Raw genomic sequence first — 23,854 nt, 5'->3', positions numbered from 1 at the left:
CGTACCGCGTCCGACAGCCGCTCCACCAACAGCATGCCCACGCCCTCGGCGAAGCCCGTACCGTCGGCGCCCTCCGCAAAAGACTTGCACCGGCCGTCTGAGGCGAGGCCGCCCTGCTTCATGAAGTCGAGGAACATCACGGGGGTGGACATCACGGTGACACCGCCGGCCAGGGCCAGGGTGCACTCGCCGCGCCGCAGCGCCTGCACCGCCAGGTGCAGCGCCACCAGCGACGACGAACACGCCGTGTCCACCGTCACGGCGGGCCCCTCAAGACCGAAGACGTACGACACGCGCCCCGAGGCGACGCTGCCCGCGCTGCCGTTGACGAGGTAGCCCTCCAGCTCCTCGGGCGCGTCGGTGACCCGTGTCGCGTAGTCGTGGTACATGAGGCCGGTGAAGACGCCGGTGGGCGAGCCCTTCACGGACAGCGGATCGATGCCGGCCCGCTCGAAGGACTCCCACGCGGTCTCCAGGAGCAGCCGCTGCTGCGGGTCCATCGCCAGCGCCTCACGCGGCGAGATCCCGAAGAAGTCCGCGTCGAACCCGGCGGCCTCGTAGAGGAAGCCGCCGACCGGGTCGTGGCCGCGTTCGCCCCGGCGGCCGGCCGGTGCGGTGTACGCGGCGGCGACGTCCCAGCCGCGGTCCGCGGGGAAGCCGGAGATCCCGTCCGTGCCGGAGGCCACGAGCCGCCACAGGTCCTCCGGGGATGCGACCCCGCCCGGGAAACGGCAGCTCATGCCGACGATCGCGATCGGCTCGCGGTCCTCGGCCTCCTTCTCGTTCAGCCGGCGCTTGGCCTCGTGCAGGTCGGCGGTGACCCGTCGGAGGTACGTGCGCAGCTTCTCCTCGGTGTCGGCCGGAGCGGCTGCCTGCGTGGTGGTGTTCAGCCCGTTGTCTGCCATGTCTCGCTCACAGCTCGCTGTCGATGAATGCGAAGAGCTCGTCGTCGTCGGCCGTGTCGATACGTGCCGAGACGTGAGCGTCCTCACCGGTGTCGGGGGTCGCGGTGCCGGGGTGCGCGGTGCCGGTGTACGCGGTGCCGGTGTACGCAGCGTCGCCGAACGTGGCCGTCAGTTCCTGGAGGCGTTCCAGGATGGTTACGCGTTCCGGGTCCGTCGCGGAGGCGGAGGCGAGCAGCTCTCCGATGGCTCCCAGGTCGGCGAGGACCTTGTCGGCCGAGGGGCGCCGGCTGCGGGCCAGCTCCTCGCGCAGGTGCCGGGCGAGACCCAGCGGCGAGGGGTGGTCGAAGGCCAGCGTGGCCGAAAGCCGCAGGCCGGTCTCCCGGTTGATGCGGTTGCGCAGTTCCACGGCGCTCAACGAGTCGAAGCCGAGCGCCTTGAAGGCCTGGTTCGGTTCGACCTGTGCCGCCGACGCGTGGCCGAGGACCGCCGCGACCTGGGTACGGACCAACTCGACGAGCAGGTCGGTCTGTTCGGCCTCGGTACGGGAGGCGAGATGTTCCGCCAGCGCCGAGCCGGCCTGCTGTCCGGCCTGCTGTCCGGCTCCCTGCGCCGCGGCCGTGGCGGGTTCCGCGGCCGGGCGGCCGGGCCCGCGGACGAGGGCCCTGAGGAGGTGCGGCAGCGTCCCGGCCGCCGCCCGCTCGCGCAGCGCCGCCGTGTCCAGCCGCAGTGCGAGCACCGGGCTGTCGTCGGCGCTGTGCGCGGCGTCGAAGAAGGCCAGGCCCTCCTCGGCGGACATCTCCGCGATGCCGGCCTGGGCGAGGCGCCGTACCGCGTTGTCGTCCAGGTGCGCGGTCATGGCGCTGCGCTCGGCCCAGAAGCCCCATGCCACGGAGGTGCCGGGCAGTCCCGACGCGCGCCGGTGCGCGGCGAGCGCGTCCAGGAACACGTTGGCCGCCGCGTAGTGCGCCTGGCCCGCCGTGCCGAAGGTCCCGGCGGCCCCGGAGAACAGGACGAAGGCCGTGAGGTCCCGCTCGCGGGTGAGCTCGTGCAGGTGCAGGGCCGCGTCCACCTTGGGGCGCAGGACCGCGTTTACGCGCTCCGCGGTGAGCGAGCCGACCACGCCGTCGTCGAGGACGCCGGCGGCATGGATCACCGCCGTCAGCGGATGTTCGGCGGGCACCTGGCCCAGCAGTGCGGCCAGGGCTCCCCGGTCGGCGGCGTCGCAGGCCGCGACGGTCACCGAGGCTCCCCGCTCCGCGAGTTCGGTCACCAGTTCCGCGGCTCCGGGCGCGGAGCCGCCGGACCGGCCGGTGAGCAGCAGGTGCCGGACGCCGTGTTCGGTCACGAGGTGCCGGGCGACCAGCCGGCCGAGTGTCCCGGTGCCGCCGGTGATCAGCACGGTGCCGTCGCCGCCGAACGCGGGCGGCATGCCGTCCGGTGCCGGGGCGGGGGCGGCCGTCCGGGCCAGTCGGGCGGCGAGGGTGACGCCCGCGCGCACCGCGAGCTGCGGTTCGTCGCCGGTCGCCGCGGTGGCGAGCGCGGCCGTGACCGTGGGCCCGTCCGCGTCGGCCAGGTCGACGAGGACGAACCGGCCGGGGTTCTCGGTCTGGGCGGACCGCACCAGGCCCCATACGGCGGCGTGTTCGAGGTCGCGTGCGGGCTCGCCGGGGCCGGTGGTCACGGCGCCGCTGGTGACGATGACCAGTCGGGAGGCGCCGAGGCGGTCGTCGTTCAGCCATTCCTGGACCAGGGCCAGCGCGGACACGGCCGCCGCCCGCACCCCGTCCGCCGTGACGATCCCGTCCGGCGTGATGATCCCGTCCACCGTGGTGGCTGCCTCGGTGGAGGTCGCGGTCGGCAGGAGCGGGCGGATCACTGTCGTGGGTACGGGTGCGCCCTCGGTGATCGCGTCGCGCAGGGCCGCGAGATCGGGGTAGCTGGCCGTCCGCTCGCCGCCCGCTGCCACGATCTCCTTGCCGAGGGCGTCGGTGGGCGTGCCCAGTACGGCCCAGGAGGTGTCCGCTGCGTCCGCGGCCCGCACCGGTGTCCAGTCGATCCGGTACAGCGGGTCGGTGGTGCGGCTGTCGCGCAGCTGGTCGTCCCGGACGGGCCGCAGCACCAGGGACCGGATGCGCAGGACGGGCCGGCCCGCCGGGTCGGTGACGCCGACCTCGACCTCGTCCTGTCCAACCGGAGTGAGGCGGGCTCGTACGACCGTCGCACCGGTACGGAACAGCTCGACCCCCGTCCAGGTGAAGGGGAGCCTGCGCCGGCCCGCGCCCTGGAGGAACGTGCCGTGCAGGGCCGCGTCCAGCAGCCCCGGATGCAGGGCGTGGGCCGCCACCTCGGCGTGGTGCGCCTGGGGCAGGGTGACCTCGGCGAAGATCTCCTCGCCGCTGCGCCAGGCGGCGGTGAGGCCGCGGAACGCCGGGCCGTACTCGTATCCGGCCTCGTCGAACGCGCCGTACAGGGCCGCCAGGTCCACCGGTTCGGCGTCGGCGGGCAGCCAGTCCGCCGGCTGCCCGGTGTCCTCGGCATCGGCCGGCGCGGGGGCGAGGACGCCGGTCGCGTGCCGCGACCACGCCCCGGCGTCGTCGCCCGCGCCGGTGTTCTCGTCGCTCAGCCGCGAGTACAGGCCGAGCGTGCGCCGCCCGTCCGCGTCGGGGACACCGATCCGCAGGTGCAGCTCCACGGCGCCGCGCTCGGGGAACAGCAGCGGGGTCTCCAGGGTGAGTTCGTTCACCTGCTCGCACCCGGTCTGCTCGCCCGCGTACAGGGCGAGGTCGACGAAGGCCGTGCCGGGCAGCAGCAGCATGCCGGACAGTCCGTGGTGGGAGAGCCATGGGCGGCTCTGCGGGGACACCCGGCCGGTGAAGACGAGCTCGCCGGAGCCGGGCAGGGTGGTCCGGGCGCCGAGCAGCGGGTGGGCCGCCGGGGACAGGCCCAGGTCGATGGCGGCCCGCGCCGGCGACCCGCCCCGGGAGGTGTCGAGCCAGAGCCGCTGCTGCTGGAAGGCGTACGTCGGCAGCTCGACGCGGCGCGCGCCGGAGCCGGCGAACGGCGCGCCGCGGTCCACGTCCGCACCGTGCACATGGAGTTCGGCGAGCGAGGCCAGCAGGCGTGCGGTGCCGCCGTCGTCGCGGCGCAGCGATCCGACGGCGACGGCGTCGACGCCCCGGTCCGCGGCGGTGTCCTGCACTCCGGAGACGAGCACCGGGTGCGGGCTCACCTCGACGAAGAACCGGTAGTCGTCGGCGAGGAGGGCCTGGACGGCCTCTTCGAACCGCACCGTCTGGCGGAGGTTGCGGTACCAGTAGTCGGCGTCGAGGAGGGTGGTGTCGACGGGCTCGCCGCTCACGGTCGAGTAGAAGGGGACGGTGGCGGCGCGCGGGGTGACCGGGGCGAGCAGCCGCGCGAGTTCGTCGCGGATCTCCTCGACGTGGTGCGAGTGCGAGGCGTAGTCGACGGGGATGCGCCGGGCGCGGATTCCCTCGGCCTCGCAGCGGGCCATCAGCTCGTCCAGGGCCTCGGGCGCGCCGGCGACCACCGTCGACGCGGGCCCGTTGACCGTGGCGACGGACAGCCGGTCGAGGTCGCCGGCGATGAGTTCGGCGACGGTGGCGGCGGACCTGGCCACGGAGACCATGCCGCCGCGCCCGGCGAGGGCGCCGAGGGCCTGGCTGCGCAGGGCCACCACGAGCGCCGCGGCCTCCAAGGAGAGCGCGCCCGCCACACAGGCCGCGGCGATCTCGCCCTGCGAATGACCGACGACCGCGTCCGGCTCGACCCCGTACGCACGCCACAGCTCCGCCAGCGACACCATCACCGCGAACAGCACCGGCTGCACCACATCGACCCGCTCCAGCGACGGCGCTCCCTCCGCACCACGCAGCACACCGGTCAACGACCAGTCCACATAAGGCTCCAGAGCCTCCGCACACGCCTCGATCCGCGCCGCGAACACCTCCGACTCCTCCAGCAGCCGGGCCGCCATCCCCACCCACTGCGAACCCTGACCGGGGAAGACGAAGACGGTGCCGCCGTCGACCGCCGATCCGCGCAGGAGTCCGGGGGCGTCCGTGCCGTCGCAGAAGGCGTCGAGCGCCGTACAGAATCCGTCGTGGTCCGCCGCGACGAGGGCCGCGCGGTGTTCGAAGCTGCTCCGGGTGGTCGCCAGGGAGAAGGCGATGTCGCGGTCGGTGTGCTCCGGGTGGGCGTTGAGGTGGTCGCGGAGCCGGACGGCCTGGTCGCGCAGGGCCTGTTCGGTGCGGCCGTGGAGCAGCCAGGGGAAGGCCGTGTCCGGAGCCCCCGCGTCGTCGTCATCGGCCCGGTCCGGGATGTCGTCACCGGCCCGGTCCGGGATGTCGTCGGCCTGTTCCAGGATGACGTGGACGTTGGTGCCGCTGATGCCGAAGGCCGACACGCCGGCCCTGCGCGGACCGTCGCCGCTGGGCCAGTCGATGGTCTCGGCCAGCGGCCGTACCGCTCCCGAGGCCCAGTCCACGTGCGGGGAAGGGGCGTCGAAGTGCAGGATCCCGGGGAGTACGCCGTGCTTCATGGCCAGGACGGTCTTGATCACGCCGGCCACGCCGGCCGCGGCCTGGGGGTGCGCGATGTTGGACTTGCTGGAGCCGACCCACAGCGGACGGTCCTCCGCCCGGCCCTGCCCGTACGTGGCGAGGAGGGCCTCGGCCTCGATCGGGTCGCCCAGGGTGGTGCCGGTGCCGTGTGCCTCGACGGCGTCCACGTCGGCGGCGGTGAGACCGGCGTTCGCCAGCGCGCGGCGGATGACGCGCTGCTGGGAGGGGTTGCTTGGGGCGGACAGGCCGTTGCTCGCGCCGTCCTGGTTGGCCGCCGAACCGCAGATCACCGCGAGCACCGTGTGGCCGTTGCGGCGGGCGTCCGACCGCCGCTCCAGGACCACCATGCCGGCGCCCTCGCCCCACCCGATGCCGTCGGCGGCCGCCGAGAAGGGCTTGCAGCGGCTGTCCGGGGCGAGCCCGCGCTGCCGGCTGAACTCGATGAACATGCCGGGGGCCGCCATCACGGTGACGCCGCCGGCCAGCGCGAGGTCGCACTCGCCGTTGCGCAGGGCCTGGGCGGCCAGGTGGACGGTCGCCAGCGAGGAGGAGCAGGCGGTGTCCACGGTGTAGGCCGGGCCTTCGAGGCCGAGGACGTACGAGATGCGGCCGGACACCACGCTGGAGGACTTGCCGGTCACGAGGTAGCCCTCGAAGCCCTCGGGGGCTTCGTGCAGCCGGGATCCGTAGTCCTGGTAGACCATTCCGGCGAAGACGCCGGTGGAGCTGCCGCGCAGCGAGACGGGGTCGACCCCGGTGCGCTCCAGGGCCTCCCAGGAGACCTGGAGCAGCACTCGCTGCTGCGGGTCCATGGACTGCGCCTCGCGCGGCGAGATCCCGAAGAAGGCCGGGTCGAAGTCGGCGGCGTCGTAGAGGAAACCGCCTTCCCGGGAGTAGCTCTTGCCGGGCGCGTCCGGGTCCGGGTCGTAGAGGTCGTCCAGGTCCCAGCCTCGGTCGGCGGGCAGGGCGCCGACGGCGTCGCGGCCGTCGGCGAGCAGCTGCCAGAAGGCCTCGGGGGTGGTCACCCCGCCGGGGAAGCGGCAGCCCATGCCCACGATGGCGATCGGGTCGTCGACCGGCGCGGTGGGAAGGACGGTGCCGGGCGCGGCGGAGCCCTGGTCCCGCTCCGCCGCGTCCCGGCCGAGCAGTCGGGTGCGTAGGTGGGCGGCGAGCGCCGTCGGGGTGGGGTTGTCGAACAGCAGGGTGGTCGGCAGGCGCAGGCCGGTGGCCGCGGCGATCCGGTTGCGCATCTCGACCACCGTCAGGGAGTCGAAGCCGATCTCCTTGAACGCCTTGGCGGCGGGGATCCCGGCCGGGGTGGCGTGGCCGAGGACCGCGGCGGCCTGGGTACGGACCAGGTCCAGCACGGTACGGAGCTGCTCCTGCTCGGACAGCCCGGCCAGGGTCTCGGCGAGCGCGGCCCGCGGGGCGGTGTCGGCGCCCGCGCCGCCGGTGTCCCGCGCGGCGGCGAGCGCCCTGCGGGCCTCGGGGAGTTCGGCGAGCAGCGGGCTGGGCCGGCCGGCGGTGAACCGGGGTACGAAGGTCTCCCAGTCGATGTCGGCGACGACCGGCGCGGCCTCGGCCTCGCCGACGGCGTACGGCAGCGCCTCGACGGCCTGCTCGGGCGGCATCGGGGGCATGCCCCGGCGGCGCATCCGCTCCTCGACCGCGTCGTTCACCATGCCACCACCGCCCCAGATGCCCCAGGCCACGGAGGTGGCCGGCAGGCCCTGGGCACGGCGCAGCTCGGCCAGCGCGTCGAGGGAGGCGTTGGCGGCGGCATAGGCGGCCTGGCCGCCGTTGCCGAGGACGCCCATGACGGAGGAGAACAGCACGAAGGCGTCCAGGTCCTGCCCGGCGGTGAGTTCGTGCAGGTTGACGGCGGCCGTCAGCTTCGGCCGCAGGACGTCGGCGAGCCGGTCGGGGGTGAGCGCGTCGATCACGGCGTCGTCGAGGACACCGGCGGTGTGGACCACCGCGGTCAGCGGCTGGTCGGCGGGGACCGCGCCCAGTACGGCGGCCAGCGCGTCCCGGTCGGCCACGTCGCACGCCTCGACCGTCACCGTCGCACCGTGCCCGGTCAGTTCGGCCACCAGTTCGGCGGCGCCGGGCGCGGCCATGCCCCGGCGGCTGGTCAGCACCAGGTGCTCGGCGCCGTGCGCGGCCAGCCAGCGGGCGAAGCGGGCCCCCAGCGCACCGGTGCCGCCGGTGACGAGTACCGTCCCCGAGGGACGCCACACGGGCCGGCCCCCGCCCGCACCCTGGTCCACGCCCTGGTCGGCTGTGGTGCGCGCGGCACGGACGAGACGGCGGGCGAGCACCCCCGTGGGCCGGATCGCCAGCTGCTCCTCGTCCCCGCCCCGTGCGAGAACGCCGCACAGTCTGCGCAGATCCTGGTCGTGGAGCCGGCCGTCGGCGGTCGCGGGCAGGTCGACGAGACCGCCCCAGCGTTCCGGATGTTCGAGGCCGGCGACCGCGCCGAAGCCCCACAGCTGGGCCTGGGCGGGGTCGGTCACCCCGTCGTCGGAGTCGGCGTCGGCGTGGACCGCCGCGCGGGTCACGCACCACAGCGGCGCGTCGATCTCGGCGTCGCCGAGGGCCTGGACGAGAGCCAGGGTGCTGCTCAGTCCGGTCGTCACGTCCGGGCGGGCGGGGGCGGTCCCGGGGGCGAGGGCGAGCAGGGAGAGTACGCCGCGGGGCCGAGGCAGCTCCGCCGGTTCGGCGGCGAGCAGGTCGCCGATCCGCTCGCGGTCCGTGTCGGCGTCGACGGCCAGGACGTGCGGCTGCGCGCCCCATTCCGCCAGCGCGTCCCGTACCCGCGCGACGATGCCGTCCGGGGCCGCCGACGGCTCGTCGCCCTCGGGCAGCAGGGCGGCGGGGACGGCCAGCAGCCAGGTGCCGTGCAGCGCGGGACGGGGCGTCTCGCTCACCGGGCGCCACACCACCTGGTAGCGGCGGCTCTCCGCCTCGCCCAGTTCCCGGCGCTGCTGACGCCAGGCGGACAGCAACGGCAGCACCCCGTCGTACGAGGTGGCGGCGTCGGCGCCGAGGAGCCGGCCGAGGGCCTCGCCGTCGCCGCGTTCGACCGCGTCCCACAGCGGGGCGTCGAGTGCGTCGGTGTCGTTCTGGCCGGCGGCGGTGTCGACGGGCTCGGGCCAGTAACGCTCGCGCTGGAAGGCGTACGTGGGCAGATCCACCACGCCGGTGCCGGCTCCGGCTCCGGTGGCGTAGGCCGGCCGCCAGTCGACCTGGACTCCGCGCACCTGGGCCTCGGCGAGCGAGAGCAGGAAGCGTTCGGTGCCGCCCTCGCCGCGCCGCAGGGAGCCGAGTACCACGACCCCGTCCGGTGCGGCGGTGCCGTCCGCCGCCACGGCTTCGACGGTTTCCTGGACGGCCGTGGTGAGCAGGGGGTGCGGGCTCATCTCCACGAAGGCGCCGTGGCCGTGGTCCAGCAGCAGGCGGGTCGTCTGCTCGAACCGCACCGTCTGGCGGAGGTTGCGGTACCAGTAGTCGGCGTCGAGGAGGGTGGTGTCGACGGGCTCGCCGCTCACGGTCGAGTAGAAGGGGACGGTGGCGGCGCGCGGGGTGACCGGGGCGAGCAGCCGCGCGAGTTCGGCGCGGATCTCCTCGACGTGGTGCGAGTGCGAGGCGTAGTCGACGGGGATGCGCCGGGCGCGGATTCCCTCGGCCTCGCAGCGGGCCATCAGCTCGTCGAGCGCCCGCACGTCACCCGAGACCACGGTGGACAGCGGCCCGTTGACGGTGGCGATGTCGATCCGGCCGTCCCAGGGGCCGACGCACGCGCGGGCCTCCTCGGCGGTCAGCGGCAGGAAGACCATGCCGCCGTGTCCGGCGAGGGCGCCGAGGGCCTGGCTGCGCAGGGCCACCACGAGCGCCGCGTCCTCCAAGGAGAGCGCGCCCGCCACACAGGCCGCGGCGATCTCGCCCTGCGAATGACCGACGACCGCGTCCGGCTCGACCCCGTACGCACGCCACAGCTCCGCCAGCGACACCATCACCGCGAACAGCACCGGCTGCACCACATCGACCCGCTCCAGCGACGGCGCCCCCTCCGCACCACGCAGCACATCGGTCAACGACCAGTCCACATAAGGCTCCAGAGCCTCCGCACACGCGTCGATCCGCGCCGCGAACACCTCCGACTCCTCCAGCAGCCGGGCCGCCATCCCCACCCACTGCGAACCCTGACCGGGGAAGACGAAGACGGTCTTGCGGCCGGCGGACGCGGCGCCTTGGACGACCCGCGCGTCGGTAGCGCCTTCGGACAGCGCGTCCAGCGCGTCCAGGAAGCCGGGACGGTCAGCGGCCACGATCACCGCGCGGTGCTCCATCGCCGTCCGCGTGGTGGCCAGGGAGTGGCCCAGTTCGGCGAGCCCGGCACCGGGCACGGCCCGGACGTGTGCGTGCAGCAGCGCGGCCTGGGCGTGCAGGGCCTGCGGGGTGTGCGCGGAGACGGGCCAGGGCAGGACCTGGGGCACCGCCCCGGGCTGCGGCGGCTCGGCCTGCGATGCCTCGGTCTGGGGTGTCTCGGCCTGCGGCGGCGGTGCCTGCTCCTCGGCCGTCTCTTCGGCCCGTTCCTCGGCCTGCTCCAGGATGAGGTGCGCGTTGGTGCCGCTCACACCGAAGGAGGACACGCCGGCCCGGCGCGGGCCGCCGGTCTCGGGCCACGGCGTGGTCTCGGTGAGCAGCGCCACCGCGCCCGCCGACCAGTCGACGTGCGGTGTGGGCTCGTCGACGTGCAGGGTCTTGGGAAGAACGGCGTTCCGGATGGCCAAGACGGTCTTGATCACACCGGCCACTCCGGCCGCCGCCTGGGCGTGGCCGATGTTCGACTTGAGCGAGCCCAGCCACAGCGGCCGGCCCTCCGGCCGGTCCTGTCCGTACGTGGCGAGGAGGGCCTGCGCCTCGATCGGGTCGCCGAGCTTCGTGCCCGTGCCGTGCGCCTCGACCGCGTCCACGTCCGCCGTCGTCAGCCCGGCGTTGGCCAGCGCCTGACGGACGACCCGCTGCTGGGACGGGCCGTTCGGCGCGGTGAGACCGTTGCTGGCGCCGTCCTGGTTGACGGCGGAGCCCCGGATCACCGCCAGCACCCGGTGGCCGTTGCGCCGGGCGTCGGAGAGCCGCTCCAGGGCGAGGAGACCGACGCCCTCGGCCCAGCCCGTACCGTCCGCGGCGGCGGCGAATGCCTTGCAGTGGCCGTCGGCGGAGAGTCCGCGCTGTCGGCTGAACTCCACGAACATGCCCGGACTGGACATCACGGCCGCGCCACCCGCCAGCGCGAGATCGCACTCGCCCTGCCGCAGCGAGCCGACCGCCAGGTGCAGCGCCACCAGCGACGAGGAGCAGGCGGTGTCGACGGTGAGCGCGGGACCCTCGAAGCCGTACGTGTACGAGACACGGCCCGAGGCCACACTGGTCGTGCCGCCGGTCAGCGCGTAGCCCTCGGCGCCGTCGGCCGCCTCGTACAGCCGGGCGCCGTACTCCTGCGCGGTCGCGCCGACGAACACTCCAGTCCTGCTGCCGCGCAGCCGCACCACATCGAGCCCGGCACGCTCCAGGGCCTCCCAGGAGACTTCAAGGAGCAGCCGCTGCTGCGGCTCCATCGCCGCGGCCTCGCGCGGGGAGATGCCGAACGCCGAGGCGTCGAAGCGGGTGGCGTCGTGGAGGAAGCCGCCGGAGCGGGTGTAGGTGGTGCCGGGGTGGTCGGGGTCCTCGTCGTACAGGCCGTCGAGGTCCCAGCCCCGGTCGGTGGGGAAACCGGACACGGCGTCGCCGCCGTTCACGACCAACTGCCATAGATCTTCGGGTGAGTCGACGCCGCCGGGCAGACGGCAGCCCATACCGATGATCGCGATCGGCTCGTCGTGCTCGGCGGAGGCCGGGGAGACGGCCGGCCGCGGGTCGGCGTCGGTGGTCGACGTTCCGAACATCTCGGCGTCGAGGTGGCGGCCGACTGCGGCGGGCGTGGGATGGTCGAACAGGAGCGTCGCCGGCAGCCGCACGCCGGTTCGCGCGCCGAGCTCGTCGCGGAACTCCACGGCGGTGAGCGAGTCGAAGCCCAGGGCCTTGAAACTGCGCGCGGGGTCGATCCGGTGGGCATCCGGGTGGCCGAGCAGCGCGGCCGCGCCCGAACGGACCAGCCCGGTCAGTTCCCGTACGCGCTCCTCGGGCGCCAGGACGGCGAGCCGGGCCCGCAGCTCGGCCACCGCGTCCGGCGCGCCTTCGCCTGTGCCGCTCTCGGCGCGCTCGGCGCTCTCGGCAGTCGCCTCGGAGGTACGAGGGGCACCGGCCGGGGCCGGGAGGCCGTCCAGCCAGTGGCGCTGCCGCTGGAAGGCGTACGTCGGCAGCTCGATCCCGCGGCCGGCCCCTTCTTCCGCGGCGCCGAGCGGGAGCCGTTCGAGCACGCCGTGTGCGTAGAGGGCCGCCGCGGCGGTGAGTGCGGTGTGGGTTTCGGGGCGGTCGCGACGGAGGACCGGGACGGCAATGGTGGTGCCGCCCCCGGGCAGGATCTGCTGAACCATGGCGGTGAGTACGCCGTCAGGACCCAGTTCGAGGAACACCGAGGCGCCCTCGGCTTCCAGGGTGCGCACGGCGTCGCTGAAACGAACCGTCTCGCGGACATGCCTCACCCAGTAATCCGGAGTGCATACCTCGTCCGTGACGAGGGTTCCGGTGAGCGCGGAAACGAAACCGATCTGCGGCGGGGCGAACGACACGTCCGCGATGGCCGCGCGGAAGTCCTCCAGCATCGGGTCCATCAACAGCGAGTGGAACGCGTGACTGACCCGCAGCTCCTTGGTACGGATACCGGATGACTGGAGCTGCCCGGTCACCCCGGCCACCGCTTCCCGCGTACCGGAGACCACGACGGCCTGAGGGCCATTGACCGCCGCGATGGCCGCCCCGTCCACCAACACAGGCGCCACCTGATCCACGCCCGCCTCAACGGCGACCATGGCCCCGCCCTCGGGCAGAACGCCCATGAGCCGGCCCCGCGCGGCAACCAGCACAGCAGCATCACGCAGCGACAAAACGCCCGCCACATGCGCGGCGGCGATCTCGCCGACGGAGTGGCCGGCCACGAAGGCGGGCCGGATGCCCCAGGACTCGGCGAGGCGGAAGAGCGCGACCTCAATCGCGAACAACGCGGGCTGAGTGAACGCCGTCCGGTCCAGCAGCTCACCCTCCTCGAACACCACCTCCCGCAAGCTCCGCCCAAGCAGAGCGTCCAGCTCCGCGCACACAGCCTCGAAAGCCTCGGCGAACACGGGGAAAGCCACATACAGCTCACGACCCATACCCAGCCGCTGACTGCCCTGACCCGTGAACACCACCGCCAGCTCACACCCAGCAGCAGCCACCCCCCGCGCCACACCACGGGAACGCCGCTCCCCCGCAACCGCGTCGAGGCCGTCCAGCAACCCCGCACGATCCTCCGCGACCACCACCGCCCGATGCTCGAACACCGTGCGTGTGGTGGCCAGCGCCCGGCTGAGCGCGGCCGGGTCGATGCCGGCTTTCCCGGTGAGGTGGTCGTGGAGCTTGCGTGCCTGCGCGCGCAGTGCCTGCGGGGTGTAGGCGGAGACGGCGAAGGGCAGCGCGCCGGGGTTCGGCGCGGCTTCGTCCCGCCGGTCCTCCGTGCGGCTGTCGCCGGGCACCTCGGCGAGGACCACGTGACAGTTGGTTCCGCCCATGCCGAAGGAGCTCACTCCGGCCACCAGCGGGCGGGCGGGGTCGGCCCACGGGCGGGGCTCGGTGACGACGCGCAGCCGCAGGTCGTCGAGCGGGATGCCGGGGTTCGGCGTCTCGAAGTGCAGGCTGGGCGGCAGCTCGCGGCGGCTGACGGCGAGCGCGGTCTTGATCAGTCCGGTGATGCCGGCCGCGCCTTCGAGGTGGCCGACGTTGGTCTTCACCGAGCCGACGAGCAGTGGCTGCTCCGGGTCGCGTCCGGCGCCGAGCACCGCGCCGAGGGCCGCCGCCTCGACGGGGTCGCCGAGGCGCGTACCGGTGCCGTGCAGTTCCACGTACTGGGCGTCGGCCGGGGCGGTGCCCGCCCGTTCGTAGGCGAGGCGCAGCACGTCCTCCTGGCCGTCGCGGGTCGGCGCCGTGAGGTTGTCGCCGCCGCCGTCGTTGTTGACGGCGCTGCCGCGGATCACGCACAGGACCCGGTCGCCGTCGGCGACCGCCCGGGAGAGCGGCTTGAGGACCACCACACCGCCGCCCTCGCCGCGCACGAATCCGTTGGCGCGCGCGTCGAAGGTGAAGCAGCGGCCGTCCGGGGACAGGCCGCCGAACTTGGCGTCGCCGACGGTGCTCTCGGGGGCGATCGTGAGGTTGACGCCGCCGGCGACGGCGATGGTGGACTCGCCGCTGCGCAGACTCTCGCAGGCCATGTGCACGGCGACGAGCGACGACGACTGGCCGGTGTCGACGGTCAGGCTCGGGCCGCGCAGGCCGAGGTGATAGGAGAGGCGGTTGGCGATGATGCTGCGGTGCAGGCCGGTGACGGTATGCCGGCCGATCGCCTCGGGGCCGTACCGGTGGGTGAGGGTCTCGTAGTCGTTCCACATGGCGCCGACGAAGACCCCGGTGCGGCCGCCGCGCAGCGCGCTGGGGACGATGCCCGCGTTCTCCAGGGCCTCCCAGCCCAGTTCGAGCAGCAGACGCTGCTGCGGGTCCATGGCCGCGGCCTCGCGGGGGGAGATCCCGAAGAACTCGGCGTCGAAGGTGTCGACGTGGTCGAGGAAGCCGCCCCACCGGCTGTTGGTGCGGCCCGGTGCGGCGGGGTCGGGGTCGTAGAAGGAGTCCGCGTCCCAGCGGTCCGCCGGGATCGTGGTGACGGCGTCGACACCGTCGCGCAGCAGCGCCCAGAAGGCGTCCGGGTCGGGCGCCTGCGGCAGTCGGCAGGACAGACCGACGACGGCTATGGGGTCGTCGGCGGGCAGCGCTGTGTACGGTGCGGTGCCTCGGGAGTTGTTCGTCATCGGTTTCTCCACCATTCGCGTTCGCTTGTCCGCCCATGGCCGGTGCCGCACACCGCACACACCGCGCCGCACCGCACCACACACACCGCACGCACCACACACACCGCGCGCACCGCGCGGCGCACAGCTCAGTCCGAGAGCGCGCTCACGTAGTCGTCGGCGACGAGGGGCCCGCCGACCAGGTCGTAGGGGACGTCCAGCCCGTCCGCGAGTTCGAGGGCGTGCGGCGCCAGGCGCTCGCACAGGGTGTCGAGCAGCGTGGGGATCGCCCGGACCTGGTCCTTGTCCAGGAGCCCTTCGGCGAGGTACCAGCCGTCGTGCGCGGCGGCCTCCTCCAGCGCGTACAGCGCGCACAGGTCGTCGAGCGCCGCCCTGGTCGCCGGATCGGTCACGGAGTCGACGGCCCGGGTCACGGTCTCCAGTACGAGGCGCCCGGCGTGCGTTTCGGCGAGCCGCTCGGCGAGGTCGAGAAGCCCGTTCCAGGCGTCGAACTCGCCCAGACCGCTCTCCTTGGCCTTGCGCAGCCCGTCCAGGAGGTCCTGGTGGAGGGTGCGTTCGCGGACGCGGGCCAGGGCGAGCCAGGTCCGGTGGTCGAGCAGGTCCCGTCCGCCCGGTGCGGGTAGCGGCTCGGCGGACTCCTCGGCCGCTGGCTCGGCCGCCGGCGGCTCGTAGTCGAGTCCGGCGGCGAGCGCGTAGGCCGCGTCGAGGAGGAGGACCTGGTTGTCGGCGGCGGCTGCGTTGAGCGAGTGGGCCAGGCCCTGGTAGTCGAGGAAGCGGCTCTCCGCCAGGAAGCCGAGGGCGCCGCTCGCCCGGCGGCAGCGCGCCGTGACCTGCTCGGCGAGCCGGTCGGTGACGACCTTCATCAGGAAGGAGGTGCGCACGCCTCCCGCAGTGAGGGCGGGTGCCTGGGGGGTCGCGACGGACTTCGCCACCAGGGCGGCGACGTACGCGCCGGCCAGCGCGCCGAAGACGGTCCGCTGCTGGTTGCGGTAGCGGACGACGGGCAGGTCGGGCGCGAACCGGCCGTTCGTGCGGCGCCGGTGGGCGTGCCGTACGGCGATCGCGGCGGAGGCCCGTGCGGTGCCCGCGAGCGCGACCACAGCCGCTTCCCACGCGTACCGGATCAGGCTGAGGGTGCGCCGCGCGCGGACCGCCGGGCTGCCGAGCGGGTCGGCGAACCCGGTCTCCGCCGTGAGGGTGGCGTTGTCCCGCAGCCAGTGGCGGAACGGGACGCGTACGTGGTCGAAGGAGACCACGGCGCAGTCCAGGGGCAGCATGGCGGTCGGCGGCCGGCCCTCGATGCGGACCCCGTCGCACGGGCCGTGCTCGTCGCGCAGCGGCACGAGGAAGCAGAACTCGCCGCAGTCGGCGCCGTCGACCTTCAGCTGCGCCAGGACGACACCGAGCCGGGCCAGGCCCTCGGCGCCCACGCTCGGCGGGAACTTGACCGCCGCGGGCTCGGGGGTGTGCAGGACGAACTCGTCCCGGGCTCGGTCGTACACCGCCTCGGTACGGACCGAGGCGTTGCTGTTCCCGTGGCCGAGCTCGGTCATCAGCAGCGCCCCGACCCAGTCGGTCCCGGCCAGCTTGTCGAGCACGTCGACGAGGTCCTGGCGCCCGTGCCCGAACTCCGCGATCGCGCCGACCGTCATGCAGTGGTGCAGGAACATCGCGTAGAAGAGGGACGGGTCCGCGATCGCCGACCACTCGATCAGCGGGAACAACCGCTCGCGCTGGTGCAGCAGCGGCCCCTGGACGTCGAGGCTGTCGTTGACGTGCCGCAGCCGCCGGTACGTGAGCGCGAACCGCTCCGCGGGGTCCTGGCTCTGCCGCGGAGTGAAGACGTCGTCCGAGAACACGGCGCGCAGTTGCGTGCGGTAGACCTCGTAGGAATCGTCGTGGATCAGTGCGGACACGTGGTCACGTATCCGTGGGTGTCTGGTCAACGCGGTCGTCTCCGGCCCTCGCCTGTAAGCTGCCGCGCTCAGCTTCACAGATGGCCGTATTTACGTTGTACCGTGCAGGCATCGCCCGCGTATCACGGCCGTATGAGCGGTGTTCGGGCCACGACGGCGGGGTGTTGGCGGGGGGTCCGGTCAGCCGGTCCGGCTCGGCCGGGGCCACGGCGTTCGGGCGGCAGGTCCCCGAACGACGTCGGCTCCCGAGACCACGACCGGGTCTTGGGAGCCGATGCCACGCGAGGGCGGGACGGGACCGACGACATCCGCGGGGGCGCCTGGCCCGGAACGGGCGGTGTCGTCGGGCGCGTCGCCGAACGTGTCGCCGAGCCGGTCGTCAGACGACGACCGGCAGCGCGAGCGGGACGCGGAAGATGAAGGACGGCCGCCACTGGACGCTCTCGGGCGCCACGGCGAGCTTGAGGTCGGGGAAGCGCCGGATGAGCGCGTCGAGGGCGTTCTCGATCTCCATCCGCGACAGTTCGGAGCCCGGGCAGTGGTGCGGCCCGCGGCCGAACGCGACGTGATGGGACAGGTTGGACCGGTCCACGTCCAGGATGTCGGGGTCGGCGAAGTGACGGGCGTCCCGGTTGGCCGCGGCGATGGAGAGCAGCACCGTGTCGCCCTTGGGCACGGTCACCCCGCCGATGGTCAGGTCCTCGGTGGCGAACCGCCGAACGCCGGTGTGGGCCGTCCCGTAATAGCGCAGCAGCTCCTCCACCACGCGGGACATCGACTCGGGGTCGTTACGGACGCGGTCGAGCACCTCGGGGCGGGACAGCAGGGCGAGGGCGCCGGCACCGATCATGCCGAAGGTCGTGTCGTAGCCGCCGAACAGCAGCACGAACGCCATGCCGATGATCTCCTGGTCGGTCATGCCGCCCTCGGCGGAGCCGCCGGTGCCGCCGGTGCCGTCCTCGCCGCCGGTGATCCAGTACGAGATGAGGCCGTCGTCCGGTTCACCGCGCTTGCGCCCGACCAGCCCGGTCAGATACGTGACCATGGCGATGCCGGCGTCCCGGGCACTGTCGGGCGTGCCGCCGAACAGGCCGTCCACCCAGCCGCGGAAGTCCTCCCGGTCCTCCTCCGGGACACCGAGGATGGCGCTGATCATGGTGATCGGCAGGGGCGCGGCGAGGATGGACATCAGGTCGCCCTTGCCGTTGTGCTCCAGTTCGTCGAGGGACGCCTCGACGACCTCCCGCATCCGCGGGCGCAGGGCTTCGACGCGCTTGGGCAGGAAGGCGAAGTTCATGAACTTCCGCAGCCGGGTGTGCTCGGGCTGGTCCTCCGTCATCAGGTTGCTCACCCGCATGGGACCGGGGATGACGTCCTGCTGGTAGTCGGGGCCCGCGTGCGACTGGTGGCGCGCCAGACGCTTGTCCTTGAGCCCGTCGCGGACCTCGTCGTAGCCGGTCAGCAGCCACACGGCCGCACCACTCGGGGTCGAGATCCGGTGAATCGGCGCGGTGTCGTTGAGCTTCGCGTACGCCCGGTAGGGGTCCGCGTAGAACTCGTCGTCGAACGGCATCGGCAGGGTGCCCGGCTGAGCGCTCATCAGTGCCTCTTTCCTGTGTCCTCAAACCTGGCGCTTCAAGCGCACAAGCCTGAGCCTTCCGCCGTATCACCGAGGTATCGGTGAGCGCGCGGCGAGAACCCGAGGAGCGCCGGCCGGGACACGTCCACGGTCCAGGGGCTGAGCAGCTCCAGGCGTTCGTCGTGGGCCAGGATCATCTCGTAGAGCTGGCGCAGCCGACCGCACGGCTCCAGACCGAGCTCACCGCTCAGGCGGCCCCGCAGCCTCTGGTACGCCTCCAGCGCCTCGGCCTGGCGGTCGGAGCGGTACAGCGCGAGCATCAGCTGGGCGCACAGGCGTTCCCCGTACGGCTTCTGCTCCGAGTGCTCGAACAATTCGCCGAGGATCTTGCGGTGCTGCCCCAGTTGCAGCTCCAGGTCGAAGAGCTCCTCGTAGGCGGCGGCCCGGTCCTCGTTGGCCTTTGCCGCGTACATCTGGACCAGTGTGCTCTCCAGTCCGCAGGCGGCGGGTCCGCGCCACAGATCCAGCGCCTCCCGGGTGAGCCGCGCCGCGTCCCCGGGCCGCTCCTCGGCCGTCGCCGCCCGGCCCCGAGCGAGCAGGTTCTCGAACATGCCGAGGTCCGAACCGTTTTCCGTGACATGCAGCCGGTAGCCCGACGGATGCGTCTCGATCACGTTCTCCGCGCCAAGGCGGGCGAATTCACGGCGCAGTCGCGAAACGCATATCCGTAGCTGGGTGGAAACAGAATCGGGCGGTGATTCGCCCCAGATCGCCTCCCGCAACTTGGCGACGGGAACGACGGCGTTCGCCTTCAGCGCCAGCATCGCCAGGAGGGCTCCCTGGCGCACTCCCGAGAAAGCGACGCACCCCCCGGGATGTGCGACTTCCAGCGGCCCTAGAACGCGAACTTGCACATCAGGCATCTGCTTGCCCCCCGCGAGTCAGCCCTGTAACCAGAGGGCTCCCCCATGAGCCTTCCGGGCGCTGAGACGTTAGCAGACACCCGATCTTGAGGTCAGCAGCTCGAACTCCTCATTCACTGAACCATCCAGCAATTGGGGGACGGTGATGCTACGTCAGTAGTTGACTCACTTTCAATTCCGGTCCACGGAGCGTGATTTGCATCACCCTCCCCGCGCGTCCGCACCGGAGATGAGAGCATGCGTAGATGTCGGCATGGATGGACAGAGCATCGTAGGCGTAGATTCGACGGACGCGACGAACGCGCCGGACGAGCCGGAGTCATGGAAGGGTCATCAGTGACGGAGAATTCCGCGAGCAGCGCGTACGACGTGGTCATCCTCGGAGGTGGCAGCGGAGGCTACTCCTGCGCACTGCGTGCGACCCAGCTCGGGCTGAAGGTCGTCCTGGTCGAGAAGGGCAGGCTGGGCGGTACGTGCCTGCACAACGGATGCATACCGGCCAAGGCGTTGCTGCACGCGGCGGAGGTCGCCGACCAGACCCGTCAGAGCGAGCTCTTCGGCGTCAGGACCAGTTTCCAGGGCGTCGACATCGCGGGCGTCAACTCCTACAAGGACAAGGTGATCGCCGGCCTTTACAAGGGCCTGCAGGGCATGCTCCGGTCCCGCGAGAGCCTCACCCTGATCCAGGGCGAGGGCCGGCTGGTCTCGCCGACCACCGTCGAGGTCGACGGCGTGCGCTACGAGGGCCGCCACGTGGTGCTGGCCACCGGATCCGTGCCGAAGTCGCTGCCCGGGCTGCCGATCGACGGCGACCGGGTCGTCTCGTCCGACCAGGCGCTCTTCCTCGACCGGATCCCCGCGTCGGCGGTCGTCCTCGGCGGCGGCGTCATCGGCGTCGAACTGGCCTCGGCCTGGAAGTCCTTCGGCGTGGACGTCACGATCGTCGAGGCGCTGCCGCACCTGGTGCCCGCCGAGGACGAGGACATCTCCAAGGGCCTGGAGCGCGCCTTCCGCAAGCGGAAGATCAAGTTTGAGCTGGGGTCGCGTTTCTCCGGGGTCGAGTACACCGACGGCGGAGTGCGGGTCACGCTGGAGAACGGCAAGCAGCTGGACGCCGAACTGCTGCTCGTCGCCGTCGGCCGCGGTCCGGTCTCCACCGGGCTCGGATACGAGGAGGCCGGGGTCGCCATGGACCGCGGCCACGTCCTGGTCGACGAGTACCTGCGGACGAACGTCCCGACGATCTCCGCGGTCGGCGACCTCATCCCCACCCTGCAGCTGGCGCACGTCGGCTTCGCCGAGGGCATCCTCGTCGCCGAGCGCCTGGCCGGCCTCCGTGTCCCCCCCATCGACTACGACGGCGTGGCCCGGGTCACCTACTGCGAGCCCGAGATCGCCTCCGTCGGCCTCACCGAGGCGAAGGCCCAGGAGCAGTACGGCTCCGACAAGGTGGTGACCAGCAAGTTCAACCTGGGCAGCACCGGCAAGAACAAGATCCTCAAGGCCACGGGCGAGATCAAGCTGGTGCAGGTCCTCGACGGCCCGGTCATCGGCGTCCACATGATCGGCTCGCGCATGAGCGAGCAGATCGGCGAGGCCCAGCTCATCTACAACTGGGAAGCCCTGCCGGCCGAGGTCGCCCAGTTCATCCACGCCCACCCCACCCAGAACGAGGCCCTGGGCGAGGCCCTCATGGCCCTGGCGGGCAAGCCGCTGCACGTGCACAACTGAACGACGCGACCGGCAGAACAACGCCGCCGCACCCCTTCCGGCCCACGCTCGGGCCGGGTGGAGGGGTGCGGCGGTGGTGGTCGTGTGACACATGCCCGGGAATCCCTGGGGAGCACTGGGCCCCCCGGTGCTGTAGCGGGCGCAGGTGTCGAGGAGGGACTGAGCGGACGCGCTGGTCGCGGTGGCGATGCCGCCGACACCCGCGAGCAGGCTCGCCGCGGCCAGCGTCACGGCCGCCTTCTTGGCGATGCTCATGTTCGGCGGCCGAGGAGGCGTTTGAAGCCGCGCTCAGAGGTCCTCACAAAGGCGTTGGAGGTGTCGGTGGGTGATGAGGCAAGTGGCGAGGCCGAGGAAGGCCTCGTGGATGTCGTCGCGTCTTTCCCAGCGGATGCGCAGGCGTCGGAAGCCGTGCAGCCACGCGATAGTGCGTTCGACCACATACCGGAACACGCCAGGCCGGAGCCGTGTTCCACGCCACGTTCGGCGATCACCGGGCGGATGCCCCGCTGCCACAGCAGACGCCGGTACTTGTCGTGGTCGTAGCCGCGGTCGGCAAACACTGCGTCCGGCCGGCGTCTGGGCCTGCCGACGAGCCCGGCGACGGAGGGGATCTTGTCGCAGTTTCGCGCGAGGCAGAGTAGGAGCTCGGAGCCGCGAACGCCCCGCTTTCCGGCGTACCTGCCCTGGCCCGCTGCGGTTCATTCGGCGGCGTGGCGAGGTGTCTTCCGTGGGATGCAGAAGAATGCGAGGGTGGCGGCCGTCAGGTACGCGGCCGCGCCGATAGCCATGCTGGTCCGCAGTCCGGTGGTGAAGCTGTCTGTGGCGGCCAGCAGGGAGCCTCCCAGCGCGACGCCTGCGGCACTGCCGACCTGGCGGGTGGTGTTGAACAGGGCGGAGGCGGTGCCGGAGTACTTGTCCGGGGCGGCTGACATCACGGTGGCGGTTGATCCGGTGAGGGCGAAGGACGTCCCGAAGCCCGCCGCCATCATCGGTGCCACGAGCAGTGGGTAGTCCGGGTTCGGCCCGACCGCGGCCCAGCCTGCCAGGCCCACCGCTCCCAGGAGCATGCCGGTGACCACCAGCGGGCGGTGTCCGGTGCGGTGTGCCAGTCGCCCCGACAGGACGGAGGCGAACATTGTCATGGCCACCGCCGGGAAGAGGGCGAGCCCGGTGCGCAGCGCGGAAAAGCCGCGCTGGTGCTGGAAGTACAGGCTGGCGGTGAAGATCATGCCGTAGAAGGCGAAGTTGAACAGCAGGCCGATGGCCGCTCCCCCACTCATCGAGCGGGAGTGCAGCAGCCGCAGGGGCAGCACGGGAGTACGGGCCAGACGCTCGCGCAGGACGAACGCGCCGGCTGCCAGCAGGCACAGGCCGGCCCCGGTCAGAATCAGTGGGTCAGTCCAGCCACGTCGTCCGGCCTCATTGAGGACGGCGGTGAGCAGGGCCACCACCGCGATGATCGCGCACTGGGCCGGCCAGTCCACGGGGCGGTCCGTGCGCCGGGCCGAAGCGGGCACGCGGCGCAGTGTCAGCAGGAGGCAGGCACATCCGACGGGCAGGTTGATGAAAAACACCCAGCGCCAGCCAACGGTGGTGGCCAGGAGCCCGCCCAGGAGGGGGCCGGCGGAGGCGGCGATTCCTGCCATGGAGCCCCACAGGCCGAAGGCTCGGGAGCGCTCGGCGGGTGACGGAAACGCCTGTTGGAGGAGGGCTAGGGAGGCGGGCACGATCAGTGCCGCGCCGAGTCCTTCCAACAGCCGGGCGGCGACCAGAGTGCCGGTGCTCTGGGCCAGTCCGCAGCCGGCCGAGGCGACCGTAAACGCCACCACCCCGGTGCAGAAGATCCGGCGGTTGCCCAGCCGGTCGCCCAGCGCGCCGCCAGTGAGCAGCAGGCCGGCGAAGATCAGGGTGTAGCCGTTGGTGATCCACTGGATTCCAGTGAGCGACGCCGACAGCTCCCGTCCCACCACCGGAACGGCGACGTTGATGACGGTCACGTCCAGGATCACCATGAAGTAGCCCGCGCAGACGGCGAGCAGCGGGGCCAGGGACCGGCCCGAAGCCGCAGACCCATCCGGCCCATAGGTCTGGGAACCACCGGCGCGCACCATGGCAACACGGTATTTCAGGGGCACGCATCTCCGTGGCAGCCCAGCGCCGTGCCTAGGTCCTGTCCGGTCGATTCCCAGGGTTAGTGGTCGTAGCGATTTTGGACTTGCCGGACGGGTGGCGTGGCCCCATAGGCTGAGCCCCCGTCCGTACTGTCTGGGGGAATCATGACCAGTAGGTTCACTGAGTTGGTTGTCGACTGCCGTGATCCGGAGCGGCTCGCGGCCTTCTGGTGCGCTGTCCTGGATTTCAAGGTGATCGACCGGAGCGAGGGCAAGGTCGAGATCGGCTCCTGGGAGCCGACCGTCGAGGAGGTCCGGGCCCGCCAGATGCCGCCCACTCTGGTGTTCATCCAAGTGCCCGAGGGCAAGGCTGTGAAGAACCGGCTTCATCTCGACGTCAGCCCGATCGACGCCAGCACTGACGACGAGGTGGCCAGGCTGCTCGGCCTCGGCGCAACCAAGGTGGACGTGGGCCAGGGCACCGGCCGGAGCTGGGTGGTCATGGCCGATCCCGAGGGTAACGAGTTCGATGTCCTGCGCACCCTGTCACCGTCCAACTACCTGATGGGTCCCGAGGGTTAGTGGTCGTAGGCGGTCAGTGAGCGCAGTACGGGCCGTCCGCTCCGGTCGTTGTGCCAGATGGCGGTGGTCAGTGTGAGGATGCGCTGCATGACGCGGGCGACGCCGCCGACGAGTGTGCGGCCGTGGTGCCGTTCCAGGTCGAGCCGGCCCTTGAAGGTCTCGTTGGCCGACTCGATGACCTGCCGCACTGGTTTGAACAGCTCGGCTCCGGGCCGGGTGGCGAGGAGTTCCGGTTCGGCATCGAGCAGGTCCAGCAGGCGCTTGTTGTAGCCGGGCTGTTGGGGCAGGTACGGGAACAGATGCCGCAGGTGAGTGCGGGCGTGGCTGAGCCACTTGGCCTCGAAGGTGAATCCGAGCAGGGCCTGCGTCATCGCGAGGGTGACCAGCTCGGCGTCGGTGAGTTTGGGGGTGATCCCGACAGCCGGTCGCCACGGCGCGAGTTGCGGCGAAGCCTTCAGTACGTCATCGGTCTGCACGTACAGAGCGGTGGCGAGGCAGTCCAAGTCTGGTGTCGCAACCGCA

Annotated in this window: 9 protein-coding genes and 1 pseudogene; 2 read left to right on the top strand and 8 right to left on the bottom strand. The window is 72.4% G+C overall.

The annotated features are described in order from the left end of the window. The 5 genes from ABTZ59_RS33890 to ABTZ59_RS33870 all read right to left on the bottom strand — a co-directional run. Window positions 1-905 (bottom strand): beta-ketoacyl synthase N-terminal-like domain-containing protein (locus ABTZ59_RS33890; protein ID WP_351423369.1); only part of this gene is annotated, 905 nt, incomplete at its 3' end. A gap of 7 nt (window positions 906-912) precedes the next feature. After that, window positions 913-14,490 (bottom strand): type I polyketide synthase, encoded by a 13,578-nt coding sequence (locus ABTZ59_RS33885; protein ID WP_351423366.1) that lies wholly within the window; start codon window positions 14,488-14,490, stop codon window positions 913-915. 128 nt (window positions 14,491-14,618) lie between these two features. Next, window positions 14,619-16,406 (bottom strand): acyl-CoA dehydrogenase, encoded by a 1,788-nt coding sequence (locus ABTZ59_RS33880; RefSeq protein ID WP_351423360.1) that lies wholly within the window; start codon window positions 16,404-16,406, stop codon window positions 14,619-14,621. A 379-nt stretch (window positions 16,407-16,785) separates the two neighbouring features. Further along, entirely contained in the window at window positions 16,786-18,006 is a 1,221-nt protein-coding gene (locus tag ABTZ59_RS33875) for a cytochrome P450 family protein (protein ID WP_351423355.1), read from the bottom strand. A gap of 35 nt (window positions 18,007-18,041) precedes the next feature. Further along, a complete protein-coding gene (locus ABTZ59_RS33870) occupies window positions 18,042-18,908 on the bottom strand; it encodes a BTAD domain-containing putative transcriptional regulator (protein WP_351423352.1) in 867 nt (288 codons plus the stop codon). A gap of 321 nt (window positions 18,909-19,229) precedes the next feature. On the opposite strand from ABTZ59_RS33870, the gene lpdA reads away from it, so the two are divergent. Continuing rightward, window positions 19,230-20,639: a dihydrolipoyl dehydrogenase gene (lpdA, locus tag ABTZ59_RS33865; protein ID WP_503003821.1), complete on the top strand. Its 1,410-nt coding sequence runs from the start codon at window positions 19,230-19,232 to the stop codon at window positions 20,637-20,639. A gap of 288 nt (window positions 20,640-20,927) precedes the next feature. Here lpdA and ABTZ59_RS33860 read toward each other — a convergent pair. Further along, window positions 20,928-21,256, bottom strand: a pseudogene (locus tag ABTZ59_RS33860) (transposase); the annotation flags it as partial. Between the two features lie 81 nt (window positions 21,257-21,337). Next, window positions 21,338-22,750 (bottom strand): MFS transporter, encoded by a 1,413-nt coding sequence (locus ABTZ59_RS33855; RefSeq protein ID WP_351423341.1) that lies wholly within the window; start codon window positions 22,748-22,750, stop codon window positions 21,338-21,340. A gap of 165 nt (window positions 22,751-22,915) precedes the next feature. Here ABTZ59_RS33855 and ABTZ59_RS33850 point away from each other — a divergent pair, with 165 nt between their 5' ends. Beyond that, window positions 22,916-23,332 carry a VOC family protein gene (locus ABTZ59_RS33850; RefSeq protein ID WP_351423338.1) on the top strand — a complete coding sequence of 139 codons (417 nt, stop codon included), beginning with the start codon at window positions 22,916-22,918 and terminating at the stop codon, window positions 23,330-23,332. On the opposite strand, the gene ABTZ59_RS33845 is transcribed toward ABTZ59_RS33850, so the two are convergent. Beyond that, window positions 23,329-23,835, bottom strand: coding sequence for a hypothetical protein (locus ABTZ59_RS33845; protein ID WP_503003818.1), 507 nt, complete (start codon window positions 23,833-23,835; stop codon window positions 23,329-23,331). The two genes, ABTZ59_RS33850 and ABTZ59_RS33845, sit on opposite strands and share 4 nt — an antisense overlap. Window positions 23,836-23,854 lie beyond the last annotated feature (19 nt).

The organism is Streptomyces sp. NPDC094034, from assembly GCF_040303865.1.
Lineage (GTDB): Bacteria > Actinomycetota > Actinomycetes > Streptomycetales > Streptomycetaceae > Streptomyces.
Note: the sequence above shows the minus strand (reverse complement) of the source record. Positions and strands in the feature narration are given on the sequence as shown.